At 36.9% G+C, this 19,773-nt stretch carries 17 protein-coding genes; 1 reads left to right on the top strand and 16 read right to left on the bottom strand.

From position 1 onward, the window contains the following. Positions 1 to 3 precede the first annotated feature (3 nt). Positions 4 to 456, top strand: coding sequence for a phosphatidylglycerophosphatase A family protein (locus tag CIG1485E_RS02330; protein WP_038453296.1), 453 nt, complete (start codon positions 4 to 6; stop codon positions 454 to 456). Here CIG1485E_RS02330 and CIG1485E_RS02325 read toward each other — a convergent pair. The 16 genes from CIG1485E_RS02325 to CIG1485E_RS02250 form a co-directional block, all read right to left on the bottom strand. Next, the gene (locus CIG1485E_RS02325; protein WP_038453294.1) at positions 446 to 895 is read right to left on the bottom strand and encodes a hypothetical protein; all 450 of its coding nucleotides are present in this window, start codon (positions 893 to 895) and stop codon (positions 446 to 448) included. The genes CIG1485E_RS02330 and CIG1485E_RS02325 overlap by 11 nt on opposite strands. Positions 896 to 945: 50 nt before the next feature. Beyond that, positions 946 to 4,020 (bottom strand): cytochrome c biogenesis protein CcsA, encoded by a 3,075-nt coding sequence (gene ccsA, locus CIG1485E_RS02320; RefSeq protein WP_038453292.1) that lies wholly within the window; start codon positions 4,018 to 4,020, stop codon positions 946 to 948. 70 nt (positions 4,021 to 4,090) lie between these two features. Further along, a complete protein-coding gene (locus tag CIG1485E_RS02315; protein WP_038453289.1) occupies positions 4,091 to 4,786 on the bottom strand; it encodes an ABC transporter ATP-binding protein in 696 nt (231 codons plus the stop codon). Then, positions 4,783 to 5,547 (bottom strand): ABC transporter ATP-binding protein, encoded by a 765-nt coding sequence (locus CIG1485E_RS02310; protein WP_038453287.1) that lies wholly within the window; start codon positions 5,545 to 5,547, stop codon positions 4,783 to 4,785. The genes CIG1485E_RS02315 and CIG1485E_RS02310 overlap by 4 nt, the downstream gene beginning before the upstream one ends. Beyond that, positions 5,544 to 6,599, bottom strand: a complete 1,056-nt coding sequence (locus CIG1485E_RS02305) for a branched-chain amino acid ABC transporter permease (protein WP_038453284.1) — start codon at positions 6,597 to 6,599, stop codon at positions 5,544 to 5,546. The genes CIG1485E_RS02310 and CIG1485E_RS02305 overlap by 4 nt, the downstream gene beginning before the upstream one ends. A gap of 2 nt (positions 6,600 to 6,601) precedes the next feature. Next, positions 6,602 to 7,498: a branched-chain amino acid ABC transporter permease gene (locus CIG1485E_RS02300; RefSeq protein ID WP_038453282.1), complete on the bottom strand. Its 897-nt coding sequence runs from the start codon at positions 7,496 to 7,498 to the stop codon at positions 6,602 to 6,604. Between the two features lie 314 nt (positions 7,499 to 7,812). After that, complete coding sequence (locus CIG1485E_RS02295) at positions 7,813 to 8,931, bottom strand: ABC transporter substrate-binding protein (RefSeq protein WP_038453280.1); 1,119 nt, start codon at positions 8,929 to 8,931, stop codon at positions 7,813 to 7,815. Positions 8,932 to 9,079: 148 nt separating this feature from the next. Beyond that, complete coding sequence (locus CIG1485E_RS02290; protein WP_038453278.1) at positions 9,080 to 9,649, bottom strand: c-type cytochrome; 570 nt, start codon at positions 9,647 to 9,649, stop codon at positions 9,080 to 9,082. Positions 9,650 to 9,807: 158 nt separating this feature from the next. Further along, a complete protein-coding gene (locus tag CIG1485E_RS02285; RefSeq protein ID WP_038453276.1) occupies positions 9,808 to 11,043 on the bottom strand; it encodes a porin in 1,236 nt (411 codons plus the stop codon). Positions 11,044 to 11,378: 335 nt separating this feature from the next. Next, complete coding sequence (locus CIG1485E_RS02280) at positions 11,379 to 12,596, bottom strand: major outer membrane protein (RefSeq protein WP_038453274.1); 1,218 nt, start codon at positions 12,594 to 12,596, stop codon at positions 11,379 to 11,381. Positions 12,597 to 12,808: 212 nt separating this feature from the next. Continuing rightward, positions 12,809 to 13,228 carry a hypothetical protein gene (locus tag CIG1485E_RS02275; RefSeq protein WP_038453272.1) on the bottom strand — a complete coding sequence of 140 codons (420 nt, stop codon included), beginning with the start codon at positions 13,226 to 13,228 and terminating at the stop codon, positions 12,809 to 12,811. Further along, positions 13,215 to 13,808 carry a hypothetical protein gene (locus CIG1485E_RS02270; protein WP_038453269.1) on the bottom strand — a complete coding sequence of 198 codons (594 nt, stop codon included), beginning with the start codon at positions 13,806 to 13,808 and terminating at the stop codon, positions 13,215 to 13,217. The genes CIG1485E_RS02275 and CIG1485E_RS02270 overlap by 14 nt, the downstream gene beginning before the upstream one ends. Before the next feature lie 24 nt (positions 13,809 to 13,832). Further along, positions 13,833 to 14,486: a DUF5416 family protein gene (locus CIG1485E_RS02265; protein WP_051870900.1), complete on the bottom strand. Its 654-nt coding sequence runs from the start codon at positions 14,484 to 14,486 to the stop codon at positions 13,833 to 13,835. A gap of 96 nt (positions 14,487 to 14,582) precedes the next feature. Further along, complete coding sequence (gene nifJ, locus CIG1485E_RS02260) at positions 14,583 to 18,140, bottom strand: pyruvate:ferredoxin (flavodoxin) oxidoreductase (protein WP_038453266.1); 3,558 nt, start codon at positions 18,138 to 18,140, stop codon at positions 14,583 to 14,585. A 165-nt stretch (positions 18,141 to 18,305) separates the two neighbouring features. Continuing rightward, positions 18,306 to 18,950, bottom strand: a complete 645-nt coding sequence (locus tag CIG1485E_RS02255) for an HAD family hydrolase (protein WP_038453264.1) — start codon at positions 18,948 to 18,950, stop codon at positions 18,306 to 18,308. 2 nt (positions 18,951 to 18,952) lie between these two features. Beyond that, entirely contained in the window at positions 18,953 to 19,759 is an 807-nt protein-coding gene (locus CIG1485E_RS02250) for a mechanosensitive ion channel family protein (RefSeq protein ID WP_407637575.1), read from the bottom strand. Positions 19,760 to 19,773: the final 14 nt, after the last annotated feature.

Here is a 19,773-nt window from a genome sequence, read left to right as displayed (position 1 = left end):
ACAATGCAAAAACTATTTTTAACATTTTTTGGCGTGGGTCTACTAAAACCAGCGCCAGGGACGTGGGGAAGCATAGCTGGAGCCGTGATCGCTCTGCCTATACTTTTTTATATTGGGGATCAAACTCTTTTTATGGCTTCAATATTGCTATTTTTAGCCTCTATAAAAATCATAAACGACTACGAAAGCAAAACAAACGAGCATGATCAAAGCCATATTGTTATAGATGAAGTGGCTGGAGTTTGGCTTGCTATGGCTATTAGTGGAGCGAGCTGGACACAGATTATTTTGAGTATTGCGTTTTTTAGACTGCTTGATATAACAAAACCAAGCATAATTGGTAGAATTGATAAAAATGTCAAAGGTGGTCTTGGCGTAATGGGCGATGATATGGTAGCTGGACTTTTTGCTGGACTATTAAGTGCTATAAGTTACAAGCTTATAACTAGCTTCTAAATCTTCTTTTTTCTATACCGCTAGCTTCGTATTTATCTACTTCCAATCCATAATCTGGGTTGGATTTTTTTACTTCATTATCCAAATAAGATATAAGCTTTGCATCTGATTTTTTATGACTTGAAATAAGTCCTATAAAATGTAAATACAAAAAAGTCTCTTGTGATGCGCCGCTTTTTTTGTCTGGAAATTTAAAGTTTTTAAGAAAGTATTGGCAAGCTTTAAAGAGATTATCTCTGCTTGTGCTTTGGTCTGATACTATGCTTATTAGATCTTGGATGCTAAGAGATGAATCGTCTATTTTAGGAGTTGATTTTGTAGCAAGTGGAGTTTGCTTTACTGATCTATTTTTTATAACAACATTTATAACTAAAGCTATTATCAAAATAATCGCTATGATTATCGCGATAACTATACCTACTACCATTTTTTCATTCAAAATACAATCCTAAAAAAGATATTCTAGCCCAAATTTGGGCTAGATAAATACTACAAATGCTTACTAAAGCCTTTTTTTCTATAAGCAAGCAAGCTAACTATTACCATAACCAAAATAGTTATCCAGACAAAATCAGGCACTGGAACCGGATCTCCAGCAGCGTAACTATGCATACCTGCAAGGTAGAAATTCACACCAAAATATGTCATGATAATAGAGCTATAACCAAACATAGAAGCCACTGCAAATGCATATTGAGAATTTACTTTAGCAACAAATCTCATATGCACGATAGCAGCGTAAACAAGTATGCTTACTAAAGCCCAAGTCTCCTTACTATCCCAGCCCCAGTAGCGTCCCCAGCTCTCATTTGCCCAAACGCCACCTAAGAAGTTACCAAATACAAGCAAGCTAAGACCCAAAATCATCGCCATTTCATTTATGCGAGTTGCTTCAAGTATATTTCTTGAAAGCTCTGGATTTTCTTTTTTGCCTTGTAATGCAAAAAGAATAAGAGTAAAGAAGCCAAGCAATGAACAGAGCCCTAAAAATCCATAACTAGCAGTGATAACACTAACGTGAATTGTCAGCCAGTAGCTTTGCAAAACTGGAACTAGTGTAGTGATTTGTGGATCTAACCAGCTTAAATGCGCAACAAATAGTGTCACACCAGCTAGTATAGAAGTAAGCGCTAAAGATATAGCCGAGCTTCTTGCAAATACCATACCACTAAGCGCCAATGACCATGCGATGAATACCATACTTTCGTAGCTATCACTCCATGGAGCGTGTTCTGCTATATACCATCTAAGTCCAAGTCCGATTGTATGAATCACAAAGGCTAAGATATTTACTACATAAACTACTTTAAATACCAAATTAAATCTTAGTTTTGGTCTTATCATTCTGATAAATACAACTATCAAAAGAGCAAAACCAGCTAGTAGATAAACTGGAGTTAAATTTTGAAAAATTTTATATTTATTAAATGCAAGCTCGATATCTATTTTGCTTTGACTTGGCATAACGGCTGCGCCGTATTTTGCTTGATAGTCTTTTAGAACTTGCAAAGCATCATCAGCCTTTTTCCAATTGCCAGTACTTTGACCGCTATAAACGCCCTCAAAGTAATTTTTTAGCATTCCTGTTACTTCTTTAGCCTCTTCACTAGCAAAGCTCATTGTAGCCCCTGCTGGAGAAAACCAAGAGTTGTTCGCATCATCTTGTTTTGGAATAACTCTAAAAAGCTCACCCATAAAGACCATATAAACAATATTTAGTTTTTCATCTGCTTTTATTACATCTTTATCAAACTGATTTCTAGCAGCTGGAGATTTTCTATTTGCAAGTTCGCTGTGTTTTATAAGCTTATATTCCATATTTTGAGTATTGCTATTTGCAAAAAAGTCATTAAAACTAGCATATTTTTGATTTACTGGGATTCCTAGAAGTTTTTTAAGCTCTTTATCTGTGATTTTGACTAATGGAACGTTTCTCCAGTAAGCAGAGTCAGTCATCATAGACAAGATAACTTGATTTGCGTCCATTCCATTATAATTATCACTTCTGTAAATTTTATTTAATATCTCATGACTAGTTGTGTCAAATGGCTTCATTCTACCATCTGCACTTTGAACTATGATAGTTGAGAGATTTTTTGCATGCTCAGCACTTATGCCTGGCAAAGAGTTGTAAGCACTAGAATCTGTAGCAAAAAACAAAACACTAAATACCATGAAAATAGCAGCTAAATTTTTCGCATTTGCTTCATTTACATTGCGAGCTAGTTTTCTAAATCTTGAGTTTGGATTGATGACATTTAGTAAAAGTCCAAGTCCAAGCAAGAAATAGCCTATATATGTAGGAAGTTTACCTGGATCGCTATTTACAGACAGCACAGTTCCCTTTTCATCCATATCATAGCTACTTTGGAAAAATCTATAACCTTTATGATCTAAAACGTGGTTCATATAGATATCATAATCCATATTCATATCTCCATCTTTTACGATAACACTACTACTATAACTCATAGGAGAGTTTGAGCCAGGGTATCTTTTGAGTTCAAAATCTTTAAGATGCAAAGCAAATGGAAGCTTTATCATCATAGGAGTCCAAGACAAGGCAAAATGCTTGTCTTTTATATTTATACCAATTGGACTTGTATAGCTAAATAATGGAACTTGCATATCAACACCATCATAGTTTAAATTTGCTATGATAGCGTCCACGCCTTGAGTATTGCTATCGGCTTGTTTTGCACTCATTATAGCTGAAGCAAGCATAGTTTTTGGAGCGAAATTTACGCCATCTAAACTATAAAGTCTAAGCCCCTCAAAAGGAACTTTTTTATCTTTTTCTAAAACGCCCTTACTCATGTCATTCATCTGCATATAGCTTACATTTTGGTTTGTTTGTATAAAAAATTTACCATCTTCTAAGGTTACTTTGATATATTTTTCTTGTTTTGGCTCTGCGTTAAATGTAAAGCTTATATCTCCGACCTCAGCATTTTCACCCTCGCCAAATGCTACGCTACGGCTATTTGCCTCATCTGAAAACATGACTTCTAAAACAGCCTCGCCATTTTTATTTTCTTCCCAAGACTGGACGGCATTTGGGACAAAACTTTTGTATGTTAAAGTTGCCGGTTTTCCAGCTACATCTACACTTAGTTTAAAGCTATTTGTTCCTGTGCTTGATATATACATCGGCTCTGAAACCATATATGTCTTATCATCATCTATAGCTTTTAGCTGAATATAGCTTTGCATTGTAGAGATTTCATTGCTTTGTTCATTTTCTCTTATGTGCATATTGCCCTCAAAGCCAATATATCTTGTCAGAGCTGAACCCAAAAGAATAAAAAGAAAACTCACATGAAATATAAATGCTGGAAGTTTTTTTAGGGTAAAAATTCTATATTTAAATATATTATATGCTAAATTTATACCTAAAAGAAGCTGAATTAGCGCAAACCAAGGAGCGCCATACACTATCGCCCACGCAGTTTGTGTATTGTATTTACTTTCTATGATAGTTGCTACTCCACTTGCAACAGCAAATATCAAAAAAAGCACTAAGGCTGAACCCATACTCAAAAAAACTTTTTTTAAAACGTTCATCTAGATCCTTAAATTAATTGTCACTTAAAGCTAAATTGTATTATCAAAAAATAAATATTTTGCTAATATTCTAAGCGCCCAGATACTTTCTTTTAATTTCGCTATTACCGATCATATCCTTTGCCAGCCCTTCCATCACTATATGGCCGTTTTCTAAGACATAAGCATAGTCGCTAATTTTAAGAGCTAAAAAGGCATTTTGCTCTACCAAAAGTATCGTGATACCCTCTTCTTTTAGCTTGACTATAATATCAAAAACCTCGCCAACTATCTTTGGTGCTAGTCCAAGACTAGGCTCATCAAGCATAAGAAGCTTTGGCTCACTCATCAAAGCTCTTGAAATAGCTAGCATTTGAGCTTCGCCACCACTTAGTGTGCCAGCAAGCTGATTTCTTTTTTGTTTTAGACGTGGGAAAAAATCATACATAGCATCACGCAAATGCTCATAGTTTTCGTGATTATTAAAAGCCCCCATTTTTAGGTTTTCTTCTACGGTTAAATTTATAAATACACGCCTGCCCTCAGGCACTAGTGCTATTCCGCTTTTTACTATAGTGTGAGTGGCGTGGCGTTTGGTCTCATAGCCTAAGAAATTTATCTCTCCAGTTCTTTTGACTGAATTTACAAGAGCGTTTAATGTAGAGGTTTTTCCAGCACCATTTGAGCCAATTAGACTTACTATTTGACCAGTTTCGACGCTAAAGTTTATGCCTTTAACTGCTTCTATCATACCATAATACACGTGCAAATTTTTAACATTTATCATTCTAAAAAATCCCCCAAATAAGCAGTTATAACATCTTTATTTGCCACAGCCTGGCTTGGCAATCCCTCGAATATAACCTTACCGTAATCCAGCACCAAAACTCTATCACAAAGCTTATTGACAAATTTCATATCGTGTTCGATTAGCAAAATGCTAAGATTTTTATTATCTCTTAAATTTATTATCAAATTTGCAAGCTCTTCAGTCTCGCTTGGATTCATTCCAGCTACTGGCTCATCGAGTAAAAGCAGCTTTGGACTAGTTGCGAGTGCTCTTGCGATTTCGACTTTTCTTTGACTTCCATAGCTTAGATTTTTAGCTGATTCATTAGCAAATTTAGCAATGCCAAGCTCATCTAAAATCCCCATAGCTCTATCTCTAGCCATTTTTTCAGATTTTCTAAATCTACCAAGGTGGAGTATTGCTTCTATAAAACTATATTTTGTATCGTGATTTAACCCTATTAAGACATTATCTAAAACGCTAAGTGAGCTAAAAAGCCTAATGTTTTGAAATGTTCTAGCTATACCCAAATGCACTATATTGTGTGGTTTGACATTGCTTAGGCTTTGAGAGTTAAAGACCACTTCGCCGCTGCTTGGAGTATATGCTCCAGTTATGATGTTAAACATAGTCGTTTTGCCAGCGCCATTTGGCCCAATCAGTCCAAATATCTCGCCCTTTTTGACACCAAAACTAGTTTTTGCGATGGCTTGAACTCCACCAAAATGCTTACTTATATCCCTTAGTTCTAGTATCATTTTGAAGCCTTTTTAAATTTGTTAAGTATATCTGTAAGCTCCATTTGTCCCATTATACCGCGTCTTGCAAAAAGCATCACGAATATAAGTATCACAGAAAATACAACCATTCTAAGTCCAGGATAAGCCTCAGTTTGATAACCAAGCAAGTTCATAGGCTCATCAAGGAATCTCAGCCACTCACTTCCCCCCATTACCAAAATCGTTCCAAGAATAGCTCCAGTCGTGCTTCCAAGACCACCAAGAACTATAATTATAAGTAGCTGGAATGTGAAGAAAAATGTAAATTGATCTGGGCTAACGCTTCCTAAAAGCCCCACTAAAAGCGCCCCACCAACTCCTTCAAAAAACGCACTAACGCTAAATGCCATTGTTTTTATCTTAAAGGTATTCACGCCCATTGCTAGTGCTGCGTCTTCATCATCACGCACTGCTTTCATGGCTCTACCAAATTTAGAATAAATCAAATTTAATATCACTATAACAGCGATTATCGCCACACCACCACTATAAAATATATTTGTATATCTGCTCGTATCCCCATTTTCGGCGACTTTCATAACCTCATTTAGTCCAAGTGAACCATTTGTATAGGCTGGGAAATTAACAGCTAAAAGCTGGATAATAAATCCAAATCCCAAAGTCACGATAGCAAGATAATCCCCACGCACCCTAAATACTGGCATAGCTAAAATAAGAGCCAAAATAGTAGCACAAACGCCACTTATTATCATCGTTAAGATAAAATTTGTCGTATGCAAGGCTAGTATGATACCAGCAGGCTCTTCAGCGTCAAACTGATAAAGCTTCGAATCAGCGTTCAAAAGCAGTAACGCCGCCACGTAAGCCCCAACAGCCACAAAGCCATTTGGCTCAAGACTAAACTGCCCTGTAACGCCGTTTATAAGGTTGTAACTAATAGCTAAAATGATAAAAATAGCTATATTATTTACTATACTTTGAGTATATTCTGCAAAGTAGTAATGAGACAAAAATAAAAATCCAATAGCCAAAGCAAAAAACAAAACATGCAAAATCTTAAATTTACTCATGGCTAGAACCTACTCTTTTCAAAGTCATATCCAAGTATTCCAGTTGGCTTAAAGAGCAATACCAAAATCAAAAATATAAAGGCAAAAGCGTCTTTAAATCCAGCTAAATCAGGGAAAAATGCAACTGCTACAACCTCAGTAAATCCTATAATAAATCCACCAAGCACAGCTCCACCCACGCTTCCTATACCGCCTAAAACCGCAGCAGCAAAGGCTTTAAGACCAATCAAAACGCCCATTAAAGGATCAACGCTTGGATAGTTTAACGCCCAAAAAACTCCGCCAATAGCAGCCAAAGATGAGCCAAGAGCAAAAACGATAGAAATAATCATATTTGCATCAATTCCCATTAAATTTACAGTTTGGATATCAAAAGCAAGTGCACGAATTGCCATGCCGTATTTGGTCTTGTAAAGTATGAAAAGCACACAAGCTAGAAGCACGAGCGTGATGATAGGCACCAAAATAGCACTCACTGCTAAATTCACATCACCTATGCTAACTACTTGTTCCAAATACTCAGGCACATTAAAAGATCTTGGCGCACCACCAAAAATAACTTGAAATAAATTTTCAAGCAAAAAGCTAATACCAATCGCAGTTATAAGAAGCGAAATGCGTGGGGCTTTGCGAAGTGGTTTATAGGCGATTTTATCTGTAGCCACGCCAAGCACGGCTGCTACTGTCACTGCAAACAAAAGCGCGAAAGGAAACGGCAAAGTGAAGCTCGTCATAGAAAAAAGTGCCGCATAAGCACCAACCATCATGATATCGCCGTGAGCGAAGTTTATAAGTCTTAAAACACCATAAACCATAGTATAACCTATGGCGATCAAAGCATACATGGATCCAAGACTAAAGCCATTTACCATCTGCTGAAAAAATAATACACTATCCATAATTTTCCTATTTTTGTAATTAATTACTTAAATTTAATAAGAAAATAGCTTCTCAAATTTAAATAATTCAACATTACTGCGAGATTTGCAAGGCGAAGCCACGGCAATCTATGCGTAAAGTCGCAACAAATAAAATCCGTTGCTCCACGCCCACTAAAGCCCCACTTATGTGGGGTTCCCCGTCATTGCGAGGCAAAGCCGTGGCAATCTATGCGTAAAGTCGCAACAAATAAAATCCGTTGCTCCACGCCCACTAAAGCCCCACTTATGTGGGGTTCCCCGTCATTGCGAGGCAAAGCCGTGGCAATCCAAATTTACGGATTTACAGTATCTTTATAAACTGCTTTTCCACCTTTAATCTCTTTTATTACGACAGAACGTACGGCGTTTCCTTTTGGATCAATGTTTATGATACCAGAAACTCCCTCAAAGTTTTTTGTGCTTTTGATTTGTTTATTTACGCACTCTTTGTCTTCTGGGTTTTCGCAGCGATTCATCGCATCTATCATAAGAAAGTATGAATCAGCCCCAAGAGCTGTAAATCCTGGAATATCGCTACTGTTTTTTTCTTTTACATAGGCTGCGACAAACTCTTTACTTTTAGCTGTTGGAGGATTTGTGCTATCAAATGCGTCAGTGTAGAAGTATCCATTTGCTGCGTCTCCTGCAAGCTCGATAAATGTGTCATTTGATACACCATCTCCACTAGCAAACTGAGTATTTAGTCCGATTTGTTTTGCTTGGCGGACTATTAAAGCAGCTTCTGGATGATAAAATGGCATATAAACAAGGCTTGGATTTAGGCTACCTATTTGAGAAACTATAGCTTTAAAATCTTTGTCGCCACTGCTTATTTTAAGCTCTTTTAGGATTTTGCCACCGTCTTTTTCATATTGTTTTTTAAAGGCTTTTGCAAGACCTATTGAGTATGAAGTCGATTGATCTACTACTACAACTGCTGTTTTTAGATTTAAGCTTTTTGCTGCGTAAGTAGCAAAGCTAGTTCCTTGAAATGAATCCATGAAAGTAACTCTAGCACCGTATTTTGCACGGTCAAGTAGCTTATCAGCTGTCGCTGCTGGAGCTATCATAGGCACTTTTTTCTCATCTGCGATTTGCAAGACTTGTTGAGTGTTGCCTGTGACCATAGCACCGATTAGTCCAGCTACCTTATCATCTGTTACAAGTCTGGTTGCAGCTGTTGTAGTTTCTACTTTATCGCCTTTATTGTCTACTAAGACTAGTTTGACAGTATCGCCGTTTTTTAGTGTTGGTTCTAGTTTGTTTGCCATTTCGATACCAGCCCAAGCTGTTTGACCATAAGCCGCAACTGCGCCAGTTATAGGCATGATGACGCCTACTTTGACTTCTTTTGCCATAAGTGATGAAGCAGCAAGCAAAGCTATGCTAGTTATAAGAGAAATTTTCTTCATTAATACTCCTTTTAAATTATAATGCATAGATAATACATAAATTTATCTTAATATAACAGATAATTAGATAAAAAAATAAGAAATGATAGAAAATTTGTAACAATTTGAAATAAAAATAAAAATTTATAGCCAAAATTTGGCTATAAATTTACTCTAAGTAGCTACCTTGTTTGGTTGGTTTGGTACTTATATCGCTGTTGCCATCAGTAGTGTCTTCTATGACAAATGCGTTGTCGCCTTTAAGATAAGCTATGATGTCGCCCACTTGCTTGAAGCTAACGTTTTTAGCCATTGGAGCCATTACGTATTTGAGCTGACCGCCAAAGTCTGGATCTGAGTTATAAGCAGACATTGAAGCAGCTATATCCTCGCCACTCATCTTGTTTAGACGCTCGCTTACGCCCATAGCTCTTTTTGAGCCTTTTTCACCATGACATTGCAAACAATGCTGATTATATAGAGCTTCGCCTCTGCTGGCGTTGTATTGTCTGTTTTTATCCACACCGATATTTATAAATCCACCATTATCTTCATCTTGCGGAGCTTTTTTGTATACATTTATAGATACGTTTTCATCTGCGGCGTATTTTTCGACCAAAGCTTTAAGCTCCCTACCAAAATCCCCTTTAGCCTCTATGACATAGCTACTATCATCAGTCGCGGCAGATAAAAAAGATACTAAAGATATGCAAATCATAGATTTTTGAAACAAATTCATTATATTCCTTGAATTTAAATTTGGTAAATTATACAAAATGTTTATTTAATACTTGGTAAAGAGAAGTTTTAAGATATAAATTTATAAAAGTTTTTAAATAAAGAGATATTTTAGAGAGAGCCGAACGAGTCGGCTCATAAAAAGCGTTCTAAGATAAATTAGAAATTGTATCTAGCGTCAAATCTGATTCTATCAGTTTCAACATCTTTTAAAGTATCTTTGCCATCTATTTCATAGTGACCATACCAAGTTTGGAATTTAAGTTTTTTGCTATAAGCATAATCTAATCTAGCAACAACTTCGTAAGCATCTTGCTCACCAACAGCGGCAACTTTAGTTATTTTACCATTTACGTAGTCAACGCCTGCTCTGAATTTGTCAAATGTATATCCAGCTACTAAGAACCAATAGTTGTTATCGCCAGTAAATTCTTTGTAAGTATCAAATAGATCTTCACCAGCTTCTATGAATTTACCTTGATCTTCATAAGAGATAAGACCAGATTTTTTACTATCATCAACTGAGAAATCTACATAACCAGCTCTAGCATCTACGCCAAAACCTTTGAATTTAGCTTGTAATGCCCAAAAATCTGCATCATCAAGGTCAGCAGTATATCTATCATCCATACTAGAACCAGCGTATTGACCTTGGAATCCAAGATTGATATCGCTTGTTACATCGAAGTTCACAGCTACATCAACAGCATAAAGAGCAGCTACATCTTGAAGATTAGCATACCATAGTTGGAAAGCAACTGGATCATAAGAGCCGATAGCTGCTACACCATAAAGGTTGCTATTATATGTTCCGCCAGTAATGTCACCATCAGCATTTTTAATTAAAAAGCCAATATCTTTATCAGCTTGTAAATCATCAAAAGCAACTGCAGCTAGAGTAAGACCAGTGATATCGCTATTTAGTACTTTTATACCTGTACCTACCATATCATCAGTGAAGAATGTACCAAGTACTTGGCGACCAGCTTGGATAGTTGTGTTACCAGCTTTGTAACCTAGTAAGAATTGGCGAACGTTGAATGTTTGACCATAGTTATCAACACCTTTGTTACCAGCATAAGTGTTTGTTCTGCCATTAGCATCACCAGATATATCTTGGCTATCATATCTAAATCCTAAGATACCATAGAAGTTATCATCTAGAGCAGCTTTGAAGTTGATATCAGCTGTAAATCTGTATTGACCATTTGAACTATCAACAGCATTTGCTCCATTTTTAATTGGATTATTAGATGTAGTGTTTTGGTATCTTACTCTAGCAAAACCGCTTACATCTACGTTTTTTATAGCTTCTTCAAGTGGAGTTGCACTTGCAACGCTTGTTAAAGCACCAGCAGCTACTACAGCAGCCAAACTTAATTTAAATAATTTCATTTTTTCTCCTTCTAAGAAAGTTTCAAGTGTAATTTTAGTGATTGTAACCTTAATATTGGCTAAATTTAGTGAAATTTGTTACCGATTGTTTACCGAATGTAACAAGATGTAAGAAATTTGATTTAATTTTGGATTTTGGATTTGGTAAATTTATTTTTAAATTTAGATTGCCACAAAATTTTCATAAAAGAAAACTCGCAGGAGTTTTTGATGAAAATTTGGAATAGTTCTCGCAATGACGAATAGTATAGAAATAAAAGTAAATGAAATAAGATAAAAAATTGTAGAAGAGAGAGCCGAAAAATCGGCTCTATGAATTAATCTATCAAGATAGATTAGAATGAGTATTTAGCTTGGAATCTGAAGTGATCGACGTCGTTTTTATTGCTATCGCGATCAATGCTTGAATACCAAGCTTGGAAGTTAAGTTTTTTACTGTAGTCATAACTTGCTCTATAAACAATCTCACTTGCTTCAACTTCACTATCAACTACACCATTACGAGTTTTATTTTTACCACTTATATAATCAACACCTACTCTGAATTTTTCTAAGAAAGAGTATCCAGCAGTTACGAACCAGTATTTGTTTTCACCATTAAATAGTGTATAGTCTAGTAAGTCTTCACCTGGTTTGATAAAGCTACCAGCATCTTCATAAGATATAACAGAAGTTTTGTCTTTATCAGCTGAGAAATCTATATAACCAGCACTGAAATCAACACCAAATCCCTCAGCAGAAGCCTCGATAGCCCAAAAATCTGCATCATCAGCATCAACAGCTTCAGCTTTAGCTACTTTTGTGAAAGCGCTATCTATGCTTGAACCGCCGTATTGACCTTTAAGACCAAGGCTAAGATCGCTTGTCACATCGAAGTTCGCTGCAAGCTCTACTGCGTATAGATCAGTCACATCAGAAAGCACAGCATACCATACTTGGAAACTAACTGGATCATAAGAGCCGATAGCTGCTACACCATAAAGGTTATGATTATAAGTACCTAAGTCTTTTGAACCAATATCTGGATCATTTTGCAAATCATCGAAAGCAACTGCAGCTAGAGTAAGACCAGTGATATCGCTATTTAGTACTTTAAGACCAGTACCTACCATATCATCAGTGAAGAATGTACCTACTACTTGGCGACCAGCTTGGATAGTTGTATTACCAGCTTTATAGCCTAGTAAGAATTGACGAACGTTGAATGTTTGACCGAAATCTTCAGTGCCTTCATCGTATACACCAACATTTGTTTGACCTTCAGAACTACCAGATATATCTTTACTATCATATCTTAGACCTAAGATACCATAGAAGTTGTCATCTAATGCAGCTTTGAAATCTACATAAGATGTAAATCTATGGCTTGCTTCTGATTTATCAACAGTTTCGTCGTTTAAAGCAGCTTTAGTTGTTTTGCTATCATATCTATATCTAGCAAATCCGCTTACATCTACGTTTTTTATAGCTTCTTCAAGTGGAGTTGCACTTGCAACACTTGTCAAAGCACCAGCAGCTACGATAGCAGCTAAACTCATTTTAACTAATTTCATTTCTTTCTCCTTATTGAAAATTGTTGTCAGAAATGATAGTTGATTTTAACTTAAAAGATGATAAATTTGTATGATTTTGTTACCAACTGTTTACCAAAGGTAACAAACATTCTCTTCTAGCAAATTGGGCTAGAAGAGATGCCATTTAGAAAGGAGTTAAAAATTTAATTGTTAGTGGAATTATACAAGAAGCTGGTAAATGCTCGGTAATCTTAGAAATTTAGTTTTTCTTCTTGTGGCAAGGCTATCTTGACTTTTTTGCTTTTATCTCTTTTGTGGGTTGGCGGCGTGTAGGCGTGCTTTTCTGGGCTTGCGTAGTTTTGGATAATGAGAGCTATGTAGGTAAATTTAGCCCCGCTAAGCTCGCCGTAAACTAGATCGCCGACTTTAAGATCACTTTGGTCAGATACACCAACAGCCCATTTGAGCTTGAAATTTGATAAGTCGGTGCCTTTTATCTCATATTTGAAGCCATTTGTATCTCTGGAGACTTTTTGGATAGTTCCTTTGATGTATTTTGGGGCTGGCTTTGCGAGTGCTGGTTTGCTTTTGGCTGGTTGTGGGGCTCTTTCAAAAAGCGAACAACCAGCAAAAATAAATGCTACTAAAAGCAAAAAACTATGCTTGAACATTTATGAGATTTCCTCCAAGACTAGCGATTCTGTCATTTAGTGAAGCAAGAGTCTTATCTATGGTCTGATATGAAATATCTGGAAGCTTTCCGCCCCATAGCTTCTCAGCTTGTGCGAAGCCGTTTTTGACACCCTCTAAGCCTGATTGGAGCTTGCCAAGATCATCTCCAGCAGCGGCGATGACAAAGTCAGCTATACGATTAGCAGTGTTATCCACTCCAAAATACCCGCTGTCGCTAACTAATGCAGAGGCTTCATCTTTGCTTAGTGAATTTAGTGGCTTGCCAGTGTAGCCAGTGCTCGCTAAATCGCTTGGCGATATCAAAGATAAAAGGTCGCTTCCGCTACTACTAGGGGAAAAAGGCTCTGGCATACTAAAGCTCATAAGCCCCATTTGCACGGTTACGTTTTTTGAGGTTGTATCTGTGGCGTTTATCTGAAAATCCATAAAATAGCCTTGAGAGATAGACTTCGCATCTAGTTTTGATGCTCCTTCTTTGATCTTGGCTATATTCTCCTGTGAATCTGGTTTTATGCTAAGAAAGCTAAATGGACTGCTACTTGAACTATTTACTTGCATAGTTTATCCTTTAAATTTGATTTATTATAACTCTTTGGGGCTATTTTTGTCAATGCTACCCAAAAATATCTCATACATATAAACGCCGTTGATGATAACTGTAACGCTTTTTTGCTCTGGTGAGCTTGTTTTGATACAAAATGTATCAATAAACTCTCTTGCGACTTGCAAACTAGCGTCCATTTGCATACTTGCTTTAAACTCATTTTTAGAAATGCTATATTTGTATATAGTATCTTGCGGAAATAAATTTGGGTCAAAAACAAAGCTATCGTTTGTCTCATCAAAACCGTGAATCAAGATTTCGATATCATTTACGTGCGCGATGCTTAAATTTACCTTTTTGCCAAACTCAAATTTATCATCTAAATTTGGCTCATCTTGTGCTAGTTCTTTTTGCAAATTTGGTTTGGTTGTCAAATTTACCATATTTTCAGACTTAATCTCATCAAAACTCTTGGTGCAGTCGCTAAATACCAACGTTTTGACCGCTGGGCCTATGAGATCTGAACTATCTCTGTCTTTTATGGTGTCAGTGATGACAAAAAATCCATTGATATGCTGCGATGCTTTTATGATATACTCATCAAATTTGCCCTTGTAAATGGCTGTTTGAAAATCGGTTTTTTCTAGTGAGTTATCATCTAAGCTCTCTTCAATGATAAATGCATTATCCATATAATCTCTTTTAAAATATTTATATTAGTTAAATCGGTAGAAATTTGTGAAGTTTTAATGAAAAGCGGGGAAGGCTTCACAAGGAAGCCTTTAAGATTATTCTAATTCGTCGCTAAAATCAGCATTTGCGAAACGTTTTAACTGGCGGAATCTTCTCATAGAATCTGCTTTGTTTTGTGCGTAAAGCTCAGCTGCGTGGGCTGGATTTAGCTTTTTAAGTGAATTGTAGCGAACTTCGTTTAGCAAGAACTCTTCGTATCTGTCCCATTCTGGATCTTTTGAAGTGATTTTCAGTGGGTTTTTACCCTCTTTTACTAAACGTGGATCATAGATGTAAGTTGGCCAGTAACCACATTTTGTAGCTAGCTCAGCTTGGTCGCCTGAGAGCGCAAGACCACCTTTGATACCATGAGCGATACATGGAGAGTAAGCTATAACAAGGCTTGGGCCATCATACGCCTGTGCAGCTGCTATGGCTTTTACCACGTTTGCTTGGCTTGCGTTTGAGTTGATTTGAGCTACAAATATGTTACCATAAGTCATAGCGATCTGACCTAAATCTTTTTTCTGAACTGATTTACCACTAGCTGTAAACTGCGCTACAGAGCCTGCACGGCTTGATTTGCTACTTTGACCGCCTGTGTTTGAATAAACTTCAGTATCCAAAACCAAAACATTTACGTTTTCACCACTTGCTAAGACGTGATCTAAGCCGCCATAACCAATATCATAAGCCCAACCATCGCCACCGATGATCCATTGTGATTTTTTGGCTATGTATTGTTTAAGACCAAGCAAGTCTTTAACTCCTGGAGCGTCTAAATTTGCTTCAAGTTGTGGGACTAAAATATCTCTGATTTGAGATGTTTTTTCTATACTATTTTTAAACTCTATCCAGTCTTTGTAAAGTGCGCTTAGAGCATTTGGAACTTGCTCGATTGTATCAAGCATGATGTTTTCTATGCGGTGACGGATAGTCTCGACTGCTACTTCCATACCAAGACCAAACTCTGCATTGTCTTCAAAAAGTGAGTTTGCCCAAGCCACGCCGTGACCGTTTTTGTTTGACTTACGATATGGCATAGACGGAGCTGAACCACCATAGATAGAGCTACAACCAGTTGCGTTTGCTACCATCATATTTTCGCCAAATAGTCTTGTAACTAGCGTGATATATGGAGTCTCACCACATCCTGGACAAGCGCCGTGGAACTCAAATAATGGCTGAGCGAACATCGCGCCTTTTACGCTATCTTTACTCATTAAATCATCTTTGTATTTGACATTTTTAAATAGATAATCAGCGTTTTCTTGCTCACCTTTGTCTAGCTCTTCGCCAAGTGGAACCATGACAAGTGATTTTTCTTTGCTTGGGCAGTTTTGCGCGCAAAGCTCACAACCAGTACAATCAAGTGGGCTTACTTGGATTTTGTATTTAAATCCTTTGGCTTCTTTGCCTTTTGCCTCTATAAGATGCTCTTGAACGCCTTTTGGAGCTTTATTAGCCTCCTCTTCATCTACTAAGAATGGGCGGATAACTGCGTGAGGACAGACGAATGCACATTGGTTACATTGGATACAGTTTGCCTCTATCCATTTTGGTACCATTACGCCTACGCCACGTTTTTCATACTGAGTAGTTCCAGCTTCAAATCCACCGTCTTCATGACCTACAAACGCTGAAACTGGCAGGCTATCACCACGCGCTGCGTTCATTGGTTTGACTATTTTTTCTACAAATTCGCTACCGACATATTTGTTTTCTACTTCTTTTGCTTCATCTTTTAAATTTACCCAGCTTGGATCTACTTCGATTTTGACTAGTCTATCAGCGCCTTGATCTATGGCTTGATAGTTCATCTCTACGATTTTATCGCCCTTTTTAGAGTATGTTTTGTAAGCGTACTCTTTCATATATTTTTGAGCGTCGCTAAAGTCAATTATTTTTGCTAGTTTGAAAAATGCTGATTGCATAATTGTATTTGTGCGGTTTCCAAGACCTATTTCATAAGCTAGTTTTGTAGCATTTAAGATATAGAAATTTGCATTTTTTTGTGCTAGAAGACGTTTGACTTTATTTGGCATTCTTTTTATGGTTTCATCAGCGTCCCAAATAGAGTTTAGAAGAAATGTTCCGCCGTCTCTAAGACCATCAACAACATCATAAATATCAAGATAAGCTGCGACCGAACAAGCCACAAAATGAGGGTTTGAAACAAGATAAGTAGAACGGATAGGCTTTTTGCCAAATCTTAAATGGCTTCTAGTGTAGCCGCCTGATTTTTTGCTATCATAAGCAAAATAAGCTTGAGCGTAAAGATCTGTTTTATCTCCGATGATTTTGATAGAGTTTTTGTTGGCTCCGACTGTTCCGTCTGCGCCAAGTCCGTAAAATAAGCACTCTATGCAGTCTTTATCGCTAAGTGAAATTTTGCTTCCAACTTCCAGGGATAAATTTGTAACATCATCGACGATACCGACTGTGAAGTTATTTTTTGGCTCATTTTGTTTTAGGTTTTCATATACTGCTATCATTTGAGCTGGATCTACGTCTTTTGAGCTTAGACCATATCTACCGCCTACGATAACTGGAGCATTTGGAGTGCCATAATAAGCTGCTTTTATATCAAGATAAAGTGGCTCACCAAGCCCACCTGGCTCTTTTGTTCTATCTAAGACTGCGATTTTTTTCACTGTGTTTGGAATGACATCAAAGAAGTATTTTAGACTAAATGGTCTATAGAGATGTACTTTGACAAGTCCTACTTTTTCGCCTTTTGAGTTTAGATAATCAACCACTTCTTCAATAGCCTGTGTAGCAGAACCCATAGCGATGATGACACGCTCAGCGTCCTTGTCACCATAATAAACAAATGGTTTATACTCACGACCAGTTACCTTTGAGATTTCGCTCATATAATCAGCTACGATATCAGGAAGTGCGTCGTAAAATTTGTTGCTTAATTCTCTTGTTTGGAAGTATATGTCATCGTTTTGAGCAGTTCCGCGAGTTTTTGGGCTTTCTGGATTTATGCTTTCATCGCGGAATTTTTGGATAGCTTCTTTGTCTACAAGTCTATCAAATACACTGTAGTCCATAAGCTCTACTTTTTGGATTTCGTGGCTTGTCCTAAATCCGTCAAAAAAGTGCATAAAAGGAACGCGACCTTTTATAGCTGCAAGGTGAGCTACGCCAGCTAGATCCATAACTTCTTGAACTGAACCAGTCGCAAGCATCGCAAATCCAGTTTGTCTACATGCATATACGTCTTGATGATCGCCAAATATAGAAAGAGCTTGGGCTGCTAGTGATCTTGCTGCTACGTGGATTACGCCTGGTAGCATTTGACCAGCTATCTTATACATATTTGGAACTTTTAGTAACAAACCTTGAGCTGCTGTATAAGTAGTAGTAAGTGCTCCAGCTTGTAAGCTACCATGAACAGTTCCGGCTGCTCCAGCCTCACTTTGCATTTCTACAACCTTAACTGGCATACCAAATATGTTCTTTTTGCCTTGACTTGCCCAAATATCTGTATAGTCAGCCATAGGAGAACTTGGTGTAATAGGATAAATCCCAGCAACTTCGGTAAAAGCGTATGCTGCATACGCAGCAGCTTCGTTGCCATCCATTGTTTTCATAATTTTACTCATCGGTTTCCTTTCTTGGATATATCATTTATATTTTATAATTCTACAAATTTATTGCTTAAAGTTTTTATCTTATTACAATTTAACACATCTTTTATTATTATACGTTACAGATAGTTACACATAAGAAAATAGTAGAGTTACAAGATATAAATTTATAATGTAATTTTATAAATTTAATCTACTTTTTATATGATCGACAGCTTCTTTCGCGTTTTGGCAGACAAAATCACAGCAAGATTTTAATGTGTCGCTGTTTTCATATCCACAAGTTACGCCTATGCTTACGATGCCAGCGGCTTTTGCGGAGTTTGCGTCCATAGGAGTATCTCCTACCATAAAAGCATTTATTGCAGGTTTATTAAGCCTTTTGAGAGCTTTTAAAATAGGCTCAGGATCTGGCTTTGGGTTTGTTACGTCATCTTTGCCTATTATGGTTTTAAAATACTTTGCTATATTAAGATGTTCGAGCAAATAGACTGAGTATTTAGAAGTCTTAGTAGTCACGACACCAAGATCAGCGAACTCACTAGCCATAGCTACAGCCTCAAATGCGCCATCTAAAAGCTTGGTTTCATCAAGGTATTTTTGTCTATAAGCCTCTTTGTACGCAGCAACAAAATCCCAAACAAGCTCATTTCTTACGCCAAGATTTGCAAACATATAATCAAGCGGATGTCCGATGAGTGAGCAAATTTGCTCGTCTGTTGGGTTTGGAAAGCTGAATTTATCAAAAGCAGTATGGAAGCCATGTAGAATGGAACTTGTCGAATCGATCAAAGTCCCATCCAAATCAAAAAGTATGGTTGACAAATTTAATCCCTATCTTTAGGATCGTAAATATGATGATTTACAACTTGAGGGAATGGTATGGAAATACCGTTTTTATCAAAAGCCTCTTTAACCTCTTCTAGCATTTGATGATAGACATTCCAGTAATTTTCGTTTCTAGTCCAAAATCTAGCTGCCAAATCTACGCTATTATCCCCAAGGGTCGAAACACCAACGAATGGCGCTGGTTCATTTAGGATAATATCTTTTTTAGATGCGATTTCTAGTATCAGATTTCTAGCTAGTTTCAAGTCGTCTTTATAATCAATAGAAAAAACTAAATCTACTCTTCTAGTAGGGTTGAGCGAATAGTTTATGATTTTTGATGAGATGACTTGCGAGTTTGGGATAATGATAGTTCTATTATCGCCAGTAGTAAGGTAAGTCGTAAATAAATTTAGCTCCCTAACAGAACCCAAAGTGCCACCAACATCAATAGCATCGCCAAGCTTAAATGGCTTAAAAAAGATGATCAAAACTCCAGCGCCTATGTTGTTAAAAGTATCTTTAAACGCCATACCAATAGCTAGACCTACAGCACCTAAAACCGCAACAAAAGATGTAGTTTCGATACCCAAATTTGATAATGCTGCAAGTATAACAAAGATAAATAGCATAGTTTTTACTACATTTAGCAAAAAGTTGCCAAGCATAGCGTCAATTTTTGTTTTATGAATGATTTTTTCTAAGACAAAAGCGAGTTTTGATATCACCCACTTACCGATGAAAAATATAAGTAGAGATACTATAAATTTCATAGTATACTTACCAACAAGGGCAAGTATACTCATATAATCAATATTTT

Origin of the sequence: Campylobacter iguaniorum (assembly GCF_000736415.1) — a bacterium.
GTDB lineage: Bacteria > Campylobacterota > Campylobacteria > Campylobacterales > Campylobacteraceae > Campylobacter > Campylobacter iguaniorum.
The sequence above is the reverse complement of the archived record's forward strand: the minus strand, read 5'-3'. Positions and strand labels throughout refer to the sequence as shown.

Coding starts and splice junctions, on each gene's coding strand:
- CIG1485E_RS02330 (WP_038453296.1), top strand. CDS start 4: ATGCAAAAACTATTTTTAACATTTTTTGGCGTGGGTCTACTAAAACCA.
- ccsA (WP_038453292.1), bottom strand. CDS start 4,020: ATGAACGTTTTAAAAAAAGTTTTTTTGAGTATGGGTTCAGCCTTAGTG.
- CIG1485E_RS02315 (WP_038453289.1), bottom strand. CDS start 4,786: ATGATAAATGTTAAAAATTTGCACGTGTATTATGGTATGATAGAAGCA.
- CIG1485E_RS02310 (WP_038453287.1), bottom strand. CDS start 5,547: ATGATACTAGAACTAAGGGATATAAGTAAGCATTTTGGTGGAGTTCAA.
- CIG1485E_RS02305 (WP_038453284.1), bottom strand. CDS start 6,599: ATGAGTAAATTTAAGATTTTGCATGTTTTGTTTTTTGCTTTGGCTATT.
- CIG1485E_RS02300 (WP_038453282.1), bottom strand. CDS start 7,498: ATGGATAGTGTATTATTTTTTCAGCAGATGGTAAATGGCTTTAGTCTT.
- CIG1485E_RS02295 (WP_038453280.1), bottom strand. CDS start 8,931: ATGAAGAAAATTTCTCTTATAACTAGCATAGCTTTGCTTGCTGCTTCA.
- CIG1485E_RS02290 (WP_038453278.1), bottom strand. CDS start 9,649: ATGAATTTGTTTCAAAAATCTATGATTTGCATATCTTTAGTATCTTTT.
- CIG1485E_RS02285 (WP_038453276.1), bottom strand. CDS start 11,043: ATGAAATTATTTAAATTAAGTTTGGCTGCTGTAGTAGCTGCTGGTGCT.
- CIG1485E_RS02280 (WP_038453274.1), bottom strand. CDS start 12,596: ATGAAATTAGTTAAAATGAGTTTAGCTGCTATCGTAGCTGCTGGTGCT.
- CIG1485E_RS02275 (WP_038453272.1), bottom strand. CDS start 13,228: ATGTTCAAGCATAGTTTTTTGCTTTTAGTAGCATTTATTTTTGCTGGT.
- CIG1485E_RS02270 (WP_038453269.1), bottom strand. CDS start 13,808: ATGCAAGTAAATAGTTCAAGTAGCAGTCCATTTAGCTTTCTTAGCATA.
- CIG1485E_RS02265 (WP_051870900.1), bottom strand. CDS start 14,486: ATGGATAATGCATTTATCATTGAAGAGAGCTTAGATGATAACTCACTA.
- nifJ (WP_038453266.1), bottom strand. CDS start 18,140: ATGAGTAAAATTATGAAAACAATGGATGGCAACGAAGCTGCTGCGTAT.
- CIG1485E_RS02250 (WP_407637575.1), bottom strand. CDS start 19,759: ATGAGTATACTTGCCCTTGTTGGTAAGTATACTATGAAATTTATAGTA.